Annotated in this window: 9 protein-coding genes; 6 read left to right on the forward strand and 3 right to left on the reverse strand. The window is 61.4% G+C overall.

The annotated features are described in order from the left end of the window. The 5 genes from SGJ19_09315 to SGJ19_09335 all read left to right on the forward strand — a co-directional run. Window positions 1-202, forward strand: a 202-nt coding sequence (locus SGJ19_09315) for a molecular chaperone DnaJ (protein MDZ4780436.1), incomplete at its 5' end; no start/stop codon positions are given. Window positions 203-205: 3 nt separating this feature from the next. After that, window positions 206-760 carry a nucleotide exchange factor GrpE gene (gene grpE / locus SGJ19_09320; protein MDZ4780437.1) on the forward strand — a complete coding sequence of 185 codons (555 nt, stop codon included), beginning with the start codon at window positions 206-208 and terminating at the stop codon, window positions 758-760. A gap of 238 nt (window positions 761-998) precedes the next feature. Beyond that, complete coding sequence (locus tag SGJ19_09325) at window positions 999-1343, forward strand: zinc ribbon domain-containing protein (protein ID MDZ4780438.1); 345 nt, start codon at window positions 999-1001, stop codon at window positions 1341-1343. A gap of 20 nt (window positions 1344-1363) precedes the next feature. After that, the gene (gene yacG / locus SGJ19_09330) at window positions 1364-1546 is read left to right on the forward strand and encodes a DNA gyrase inhibitor YacG (GenBank protein ID MDZ4780439.1); all 183 of its coding nucleotides are present in this window, start codon (window positions 1364-1366) and stop codon (window positions 1544-1546) included. Between the two features lie 366 nt (window positions 1547-1912). After that, the gene (locus SGJ19_09335; protein MDZ4780440.1) at window positions 1913-3292 is read left to right on the forward strand and encodes a hypothetical protein; all 1380 of its coding nucleotides are present in this window, start codon (window positions 1913-1915) and stop codon (window positions 3290-3292) included. Window positions 3293-3485: 193 nt separating this feature from the next. Here SGJ19_09335 and SGJ19_09340 read toward each other — a convergent pair whose 3' ends face one another. From SGJ19_09340 to SGJ19_09350, 3 genes are all read right to left on the reverse strand, one after another. Next, a complete protein-coding gene (locus SGJ19_09340) occupies window positions 3486-3827 on the reverse strand; it encodes a histidine kinase (GenBank protein ID MDZ4780441.1) in 342 nt (113 codons plus the stop codon). 65 nt (window positions 3828-3892) lie between these two features. Next, window positions 3893-4240 (reverse strand): P-II family nitrogen regulator, encoded by a 348-nt coding sequence (locus SGJ19_09345; protein MDZ4780442.1) that lies wholly within the window; start codon window positions 4238-4240, stop codon window positions 3893-3895. 298 nt (window positions 4241-4538) lie between these two features. Beyond that, window positions 4539-7238 (reverse strand): zinc-dependent metalloprotease, encoded by a 2700-nt coding sequence (locus SGJ19_09350; GenBank protein MDZ4780443.1) that lies wholly within the window; start codon window positions 7236-7238, stop codon window positions 4539-4541. A gap of 312 nt (window positions 7239-7550) precedes the next feature. On the opposite strand from SGJ19_09350, the gene SGJ19_09355 reads away from it, so the two are divergent. Beyond that, window positions 7551-8482 (forward strand): phosphotransferase (locus SGJ19_09355; protein MDZ4780444.1); only part of this gene is annotated, 932 nt, incomplete at its 3' end.

Here is an 8482-nt window from a genome sequence, read left to right on the forward strand (position 1 = left end):
CCCGCGCCGGCGCGGGCTCGGCGACTTGCTGGTGCAGGTGCATTTGGAAGTGCCGAAGCGACTCGACGCCCGCGAGGAACAACTGTTGCGGGAGTTGGCGGAACTGGAGCACGCCAACGTGTCGCCGCATCGCAAGAGCTTCTTCGTGAAGCTGCGCGACTACTTCATTCCCGACGACGAAACCGCGAAGCAAAAGGAATAGGCCGTGTCCGCCGACTCCAACCGAACGCCGAACCCGGGCGACGACGATCGCGACTCCGGACTGGACGAGTTCCTGTCCGACGTGGGCGCTCTGGATGCGCAAAGCGAGGCCGACGTCCTCCGCGCCGAAGCTGCGGAAGCCAAGGATCGATTGCTGCGCTCCCATGCGGAACTGGAAAACTACCGGCGCCGCGCGCAACGCGAGTTGCAAGACACGCTTCGTTACGCGGAGTTGCCAGTGCTACGCGATTTGCTCCCGGTGGTGGATAACATTGCCCGCGCGATTCAAGCGGCGGAGAAATCGCCAGATGGCGGCGGCTTGCTGGAAGGTTTTCGGATGGTGGCGCAACAACTTGATGGCGTGTTGAGCGCGCATGAATGCAAACGAATCGAGGCGAAGGATCAACCGTTCGACCCGCACCTGCATCAAGCCATCATGCAACAACCTGTCCCCGGTAAGCCGACCAACACGGTTGTGATGGTCGTCCAAGACGGTTTCATGTTGCACGACCGCGTGGTGCGGCCGGCGCAGGTGATTGTTTCGAAGGACGGTGACTAGAATAAGCGCACTTTGTTGTGGCACGGTCTCCCGACCGTGCCGCGGCGCCGACTTGCCGAGTGGAGACCTTCGGTCGAGGCGGTGGCACGGTCGGGAGACCGTGCCACAACCAAAAAACCGTGCCACAACCAAAAAACCGTGCCACAACTAGTTGACCGTGCCACAACCAAAAACCGGGCCACAACCTGCGGCGAGTGATTTCGATCCATCAACACGTAACCGAGCGCACTTTTTTCCCATGCCGACTTACGACTATGAGTGCGACGCCTGTCATCACAAGTTCGAGCTGTTTCAGTCGATCAATGACAGTCACAAGAAGAAGTGCCCGGAGTGCGGCAAGCCGAAGCTGAGGCGGCTGTTCGGCACCGGCGCGGCGATCGTGTTCAAAGGGTCGGGCTTCTATCAGACCGACTACCGCAGCGAGTCGTACAAGAAGCGCGCGGCGGAAGACAAGTCGGCGTCGAGCGGCGGGACAGAGTCCAAGGGGGACGCCCAAGGCGACGCCAAGCCGGCGGAGACGCCCGCGAAGAAGTCGGAATCTGGCGGCTCGACTTCCAAGGGCAAGAAGAAGGCGTCCGAGTAGCCTCCGCGTTCACTACTGCGATGTCGAACTCTTTGATGCGATGCCCGATCTGCAAACGCGAGTTCCGTGGCGAGGATACGCCGGCGCCGCCGTTTTGCTCGGAGCGCTGCCGCCGCATCGACCTAGGCCGCTGGCTCGGCGAGGACTACAGCATGCCGGTGGAACGCGAGGACGAAGGCGAAGCGCCGGCGGAGGAGAATTAGCGATCTCGGAAGAATGGCGGAGTTTGAAGTTTTCAGTGTTCAGTTGAAATCGGAGATGGAGCCCGGTTTTTGAAATCGGCGGGCCTTACTTTTCGCGGTCGACGCCGTTCTGCATCTTTCGATGCGGTAAATGTTTGCTTGCGCGATACTCTAGCGCGGCCCGCTCTACGGTCCAACTCCCCATCCCTTGCGCCCTCTGCGTCTTAGCGCCTCCGCGGTGCAAACCCAAGCAGCCGCTCCGTGGTGATCCCCTGGCGCGGACCGTGATTGCGGCCCTCGCCCGGGGGCGTATAATCCGCATCCTGAGGAAAGCCGTTAAACTCGGCTTGCTTTGGTTCCGTTCGCAATTGGCTGGAGAGCGTTCCGATGCCGGAAGAGCGCGTGGTGGTGCGCGAAGTGGCCTGGTTGGAGATCTTCCCCTGGCTGATTTTGCTGCGCACGTTTCGCATTGCCGCGCAGCCCAAGCTGCTGGTCGTGGCGGCGGCCGGCGCATTACTTACCTGGCTGGGGTTTTGGTCGATCGGCTATGTGTTCTCCGGAACCACCGATGAGACGCTCCGTCGCCAAATCGAGGCCTCGACGAAATCACCGCTGGATTGGATTTCGCCTGAGAAGGTCGCGACAACCTTGATCGAAGTCCAGAAGCCGGATGCCGTTGCTGCGCCGGCCAGCGAGGAACCGGCGTCGCCGGAGTCGGAGCCGCCGTTTCTCCCGCCCCAATTGAGCGCGGCGAAGGCGCAACAAACGATCATGGGGTGGACGCTTGGCGACGTGCCGATTTACGGTCCCTGGGAACGGCTCAGCCGGCCGTATTACTCGCTATTCAAGTCCGACCTGTCGATCACGGGCTTCGCGTTTCACTTTCTCTGCGCGCTGTGGGTGGCCGTGGTGTGGACCTTTTGCGGCGGCTTGATCTGCCGTACCGCGGCGATGCAACTGGCCGCCGAGGAGAAGATTTCGCTCGGCCGCGCGATGCGGCACGTGCAAGCCAAGTGGTTGGCGTATTTTCTCGGACCGGTCGGCACGCTGCTGGCGTTTATCGTGATCGCGCTCGCCGTCGGGGCCGCCGGGTTTATCTTGCGCGCGGAAGTCGGCTTATTGATTGGCGCCATTCTCTGGCCAATCGTGCTGGGACTCGGCACGCTGGGCACGTTGATCCTCGCCGGCGTGTTTTTCGGCTGGCCGCTGATGTGGGCCGCCGTCGGCGTGGAACATTCCGATCACTATGATGCTTTGAGCCGCTCCTTCACGTACGTGCTTAGCCGGCCGTTACACTTTTTGTTCTATCTGATCGTTACGGCCGTGATCGGCACGCTGGGCTGGCTCGCCGCGGCGGCGTTTGCCGAGACCGTGATTTATCTGAGTGCTTGGGCGGCCTGCCGGGGCGCGCAACCGGAGTTGTTCGAGCAGATCATGGCCGTCGTGCCGCATCCCTGGCCGGGTCCCGGCGCCGATTGGCCGGCGGTCGATCTCAGCAAAGTTGACGGCCCCGCCTGGGCTGGCCTACAAGTGATTCGCTTTTGGTCGAGCCTGGTTCACCTGCTCGTCGTGGGGTTTGTATTCAGCTATTTCTGGACCGCCGCCTGCGGCTGCTACTTGCTGTTGCGCTATCACGTCGACGGCAATGAGTTGGACGACATCGTGCTGGATGACGAAGAAGAACCGCACAAGCTGCCGCCGCTGACGACGGATTCGCAGGGCGTGGCGACGGCGCCGTTGGATGCGGAGTCAGAATCGGACGAATAGCCGTATCGGCTGAGTCCGCGATTCACTAGCGCGGGGGCCTTCTGTGAAGGCACCCAGCGTCTATGAATGGGAGTCGCGTCCGTTGTGCGATAGGAGAAGAGGCTCACTGAGAGCTTCATCTCGAACTGTACGCTGCGTCAACTCTCCCGCGCTGGTGCTACGGGTTGGTGTCGCGCTACGAGTTGGTGTTGCGCTACGAATTGGTGTTGGTCGCCAGGCTTTTCGTGAGAATCTCCACTGCTTGCGCGTGGAATTTGCCGCGTGAGAGGACTTCGGTGCAGCCGGCGTTGCGGGCCGCTTGTAGGCGGTCTTCATGCACGTGCGGACCGAAAGCGACCACGGATCGCGGCGCAGAGGAGAGTTCCGCCAGACGCGGCATCAACGTAGCGATGTCCAGCCCGCGCGTTTCGAGGTTAACTACGACAACCGCGGGCGTGGCGATTTCTTCGAGGCGACGCAGCAGTGAATTGGCGTCCAGCGCGGTGACACATGTCGCGCCGACTTGTTCGGCCGCGCCGCGTACATACGATGCCATGGTCAGATCGGAAGTGAGGACGACCACTGTCCCGGCAAGAGCGCTGCCCGGCGTTCCAGCGGGCATTAAACCGCGCCTTGCGTCGACAGGCCGTCGCTGATGCGAATTACCCGGTCGGCCGGCAGGATGAAGATTTTGCCGTCGCCGATGTTACCTTCCGGTCCGGTGCGGGCGACATGTTGGATCGCTTCGATGGTGCGTTCGGCGAAGTCGTCGTTGACCAGGATTTCCAACTGAATCTTGCGCAGCAGGTTGGTCTTGTACTCGTGGCCGCGATACATTTCCGTGCGCCCGCGTTGCCGCCCGTAACCTTGGGCCTCGCAGACGGTCATCCGCTCGACCTCGACCGAGGTTAGCGCCTCGCGGACCGCCTTGAGCTTGGTGGGCTGAATGATGGCGACGATCATTTTCATCGGGTCGCCTTTCAAATGGCGAGGTTCTTGTGTGTTACTTGCCTTGGGAGGCCAGAAGGCGTGGGCGTGAATGACGAATTTCTAAATCCGAATGTCGAATCAAATCTGAATGTCGAATGTCTGAATGATCTGAGTGCAACGACGTTCGTTCCATCGAGCATTCGGGCTTCGGATTTCGACATTCATTCGTCATTTGCACTTCGTGCAGCATAGTCCTCGTGGAGCGCAGAAGTAAAGCCCGGCGGCGCTGGTGCGCCGCCGGGCTTTTTTGGTTGAAGCTGGTCCGACCTTCCGCCGACTACGGCGAGAAGGTCAGGAGTTGGGCGTCGAGCACCTTGCGGATGCGCTTGGCGCTGTCTTGCAGGTGGGCCTGCGTGTAGCTGTCCAACTTGTCGTTTCCGGCGAGGGTCGCCTTGATGCGGCCCTCGAGCTTTTCCAGTTCCATGTTGGCGACTGTTTGGCAGTCTTCCGGAGCATACGTGTCGCCCATGGCGACCGTGGCCAACTGCTTCAGGTAGCGGCGCTGCAGGTTGCGGCGGAGGCTGCTGATGGCCGGCTTGCGGTTCGAGAACTCGCCAGCAGGCACAGTCTCGATCTCGACGAAGACTGCCTTGGTCAACCGCTCCAGCAACTCAGCGGCGGTGAAGGCGTCCTGATCGGCCGGGACCTTTAACTCCGCGTCGTGCAGACGCGTGAGCGTCAGCGATGAGAGGAGCTTGGCCAGCATCCGGTCTTGCAAGATCGCCACGACTTCGTGGGCCGGGTAGTCCGTTCGGCTGGGGACCGGGCTACCCCAGTGATCCCAACGCGTGGGGGCCAGGTAGCCGTACAACTCGGTCGGGAATTGGAACGGTTTGTCGTTGAAGACGTTGTCTTCGAGCAGCTTGAGCGCTTCGCGCTGCTTGGACGGCTCGACGACGACGAACGGCGCCTTGGCGTTCGGATCGCCGCGATGATCGCGGTTCACATACGAACCGCCGACGTACCGTGCGGCGAAGAACATCGCCTGGGCATGATTGTGCAACAGGACGCTGACCGCCTGGCGAGCACGCTCATAGCCGTCGCCTTCTTTGACGACCTTTTCTACGATGCCCGGCCACAGTTCGACGATCTGCGACGAACGCAGTTGCGCGAATCGCAACGGGTCTTTGCCCAAGTCGTAACGATTGGAGAGCGGATCGGGGTCGATGCCGCGGGTGTCTTCATCCGTGGAAAAGGCGAGACCGGCTTCGGTGCCGCGCGTGGCGATCTTTTGCAACTCGGCGACTTCGCCTTCCGTGCCGCCGGAAAGCGGCTTGTAGCCGTATTCGATGGCCCACATGTCATACGGGCCGATCGTAGTGCTGAAATAATCGCCTTGCTTCAGTTCCTTCGGCGCGAGATTGGTCGGCGTATAGTCCATGACCGAGGCAGCCAGGCCGGTGTCCTTGGTCTTGCCTGGGTCCTGCATGTCTTCGATAGCGAGCATGGTGCTGGCCTTGAAGTTGTGACGCAGCCCGAGCGTGTGGCCGACTTCGTGCATGGTCACGTCTTTGAGACCCTGCATGAACAGCTTTTCTTGCTCGGCGGCCAATTCCGGCCCGGTGAGCTTATTCATGAGCAGCGCCGAACCGAAGGCGAATTGCTGAGACATGCCGGAGTGCAGTTCGCAACGGCAGTGGAGCAGGTGCCGCAATGCAGGCGGGATTTTGGCCATTTCCGCTTCGTAGGATTTGATGTCGATCGGGCCGCCCGTCATGGCGGCGACGGTCGAGGGCGTGAACGTCTCGTATTCTTGCTTCCAGGCTTGTACCCAACTGGCGTCGAAAATGATGTCCGCATCGAGGATCTGGCCGGTGATCGGATTGATCCGGCTCGGTCCCATGGCGAAGGTCATGTTCGAAGTGATCCAGCGGATCGTGTTGTAACGCACGTCCTCCGGATCCCAGGTATCGCTTTCCTCTTGCTGGCGAACTTGAATCGCGCGATCGAAGCCGGCCTTCTCGAAGGCCTTGTTCCATTCGAGGATGCCCTCGGCGATCGGCTTGCGATACTTCACCGGGATCGTCTTTTCCAGGTAAAAGATGATCGGCCGCACCGGAGGCGAGAGTTCCAGGGAGGAATCCTTCTTCTGCAAGTCCCAGCGGGTGAGATAGCGGACGAACTGGTCGTCGGTGCCGGCTTTGGAGAAGTCTTTCACGGCGGTGAGGAAGTAACCGACGCGATCATCCGCGATGCGGGGCTTGTAGCCGGTTTGCGGCAGTTCGCTGATCGAGTAATGCACATTGACGGTGGCGCCACGGCTGTCGGGGATCGTGTCCAATTGCAGCGAACCGCCCGAGGCGTAAGTGGCGGCGACCTGAATCTCGACGTTGTTTTCGAAGCCCTTGACGTCGGCCCAGTTGCTTTTGTTCGGCGAGAACATAAAGCCGGGGAGCATCGAGCCGATTTGCGGCAGGTCGCTCATGAAGACGGGGCTCAAGTCCACGATCACGGTGCCGCCGGGGCCGCGGGTGGCGATGGGCAGGGCGAACAGAATGCTGTCGGTGAAGGCCAGCTTCACGGCGCTTTCTTCGGGACTGCCGGGGTTGGCCTTGAAGCGAATGTTGCGGCGAACGATCTGAATGTTTCCGTCCACCTTGCGGAACTGCCAGAGGGCGTCGTCGCCGAAGGTCATGCCGCCGAGCAATGGGAACTCGCCCAAGCCTTTGGCGATTGCCATCACGACCAGGAAATCTTTATTGAGCTGGCCGGGCGAAAGCTCGGCGTAAAGCTGATCTCCCTTGAGATGCAGCTTGATCGCGCCTTCGATGGCCACCGAGTCTTTGAGGACGTCGGCGTAGGGGGGATACTTTTCCTGCGAGGCGGCTTCGGCCTTGGCGGCAGCTTGGGCGACGACGTCGCCGGCGGCGATTTGCGATGACGGCTGGGCCTGGGTTTCGTTCTGCGCTAAAGCCGGCGTCGCCGTCGTGGCGGCGAACAAGGCTACGGCGAGTAGCGCGGGTTGCAATTGCTTCATCGCAAGTACCTTCTAAGGGGTTGAGTGAGCCAGCAGACCGGTACGGGGCAGGAACGGCGGCGGGCGCCGCGGGGTTCGCAGGCGCGGCACGGCAGACGCTACCTATCTTATCCGGAATTCCTGATGCGGAAAGATTCGCCAGACGGAGTCATCCGATAAGTTTAGTACGCGGGGCGGCAGCCCACGGGTCGCGCCTGAGTGACTTTGCACGAGTATGCCAAAAACTTGGCAGGTGTGTCAAGCTGTGCGCGTTGCGATACCTTTACGGATTGCGACTGCCTTGCGGATCGATCGAAGCGAGCGGGGACGCCATTGACGATTGAACCACGCCTGCAAGCCGTGTTGGCGCACTACCCGGACCTGGCGCCGATTCTTGGCATCCAGTCTCTCGGCGGAGCGGGGGGATTTAGCGGCGCGCAGTTCTGGCGACTGGAAACGGAAGACGGGCCGCTTTGTCTCCGCTGCTGGCCGCCGGCGCATCCGAATCGGGAACGGTTGGAGTTCCTCCAGGCCGTGCTCTGGCACGTTCACATGGAGGGCTGCTACTTCGTGCCGTTGCCGCTGGAGTCGTCGACCAATGCTGGCTACGTCGTCCACGACGGGCATTTTTGGGAGTTAGCTCCTTGGATGCCCGGCAAGGCCGACTATCACGACGCCCCCACGAATGAAAAACTCGCGAACGCTCTGTCGGCCTTGGCGACGTTTCATGTCGCCGCCAGCAGCTTTCCTGTTCCCCATAGCGAGCCGGCCCCATCGCCGAGTGTCGCGCAGCGATTGGAACTGGTCCGCGACCTGCGCGGCGAGCTGCTCACTTCCTGGAAAGACGCGTTCACCACATCGGCCTGGTTGGAAGTGGATCGCCGCGCCGCCCGGGCCGTGCTGCTCATTCCGCGCGCGTTGCCGGCCGTGGAGCAGGCACTGGCCGCGTGCCGGGAGTTGCACGTCACGTTGCAGCCCTGCATTCGGGACGTCTGGCACGACCATGTGTTGTTTCTTGACGGCCAGGTCTCCGGCATCATCGATTTTGGCGCAATGCGGATCGACAACCCGGCCACGGACGTCGCGCGGCTGCTCGGCAGCCTGGTGGGAGACGAGCGCGACGGTTGGCGAATGGGACTCGAAGCCTACGAAGCGGTTCGCCCCCTTGCTGAGGACGAAGGCCGGCTCATCAAGGCCTTCGATCGCAGCGGCATTGTGTTGTCACTGGTGAATTGGCTCCGCTGGCTGTACGTCGATCGACGTAC

The sequence above is a fragment of the Planctomycetia bacterium genome (assembly GCA_034440135.1).
Classification (GTDB): Bacteria; Planctomycetota; Planctomycetia; order Pirellulales; family JALHLM01; genus JALHLM01.

Excerpts from the sequence above, each read along its gene's own strand:
- SGJ19_09325 (MDZ4780438.1), top strand. The coding sequence starts at position 999 with ATGCCGACTTACGACTATGAGTGCGACGCCTGTCATCACAAGTTCGAG.
- yacG (MDZ4780439.1), top strand. The coding sequence starts at position 1,364 with ATGTCGAACTCTTTGATGCGATGCCCGATCTGCAAACGCGAGTTCCGT.
- SGJ19_09345 (MDZ4780442.1), bottom strand. The coding sequence starts at position 4,240 with ATGAAAATGATCGTCGCCATCATTCAGCCCACCAAGCTCAAGGCGGTC.
- SGJ19_09340 (MDZ4780441.1), bottom strand. The coding sequence starts at position 3,827 with ATGGCATCGTATGTACGCGGCGCGGCCGAACAAGTCGGCGCGACATGT.
- SGJ19_09335 (MDZ4780440.1), top strand. The coding sequence starts at position 1,913 with ATGCCGGAAGAGCGCGTGGTGGTGCGCGAAGTGGCCTGGTTGGAGATC.
- SGJ19_09350 (MDZ4780443.1), bottom strand. The coding sequence starts at position 7,238 with ATGAAGCAATTGCAACCCGCGCTACTCGCCGTAGCCTTGTTCGCCGCC.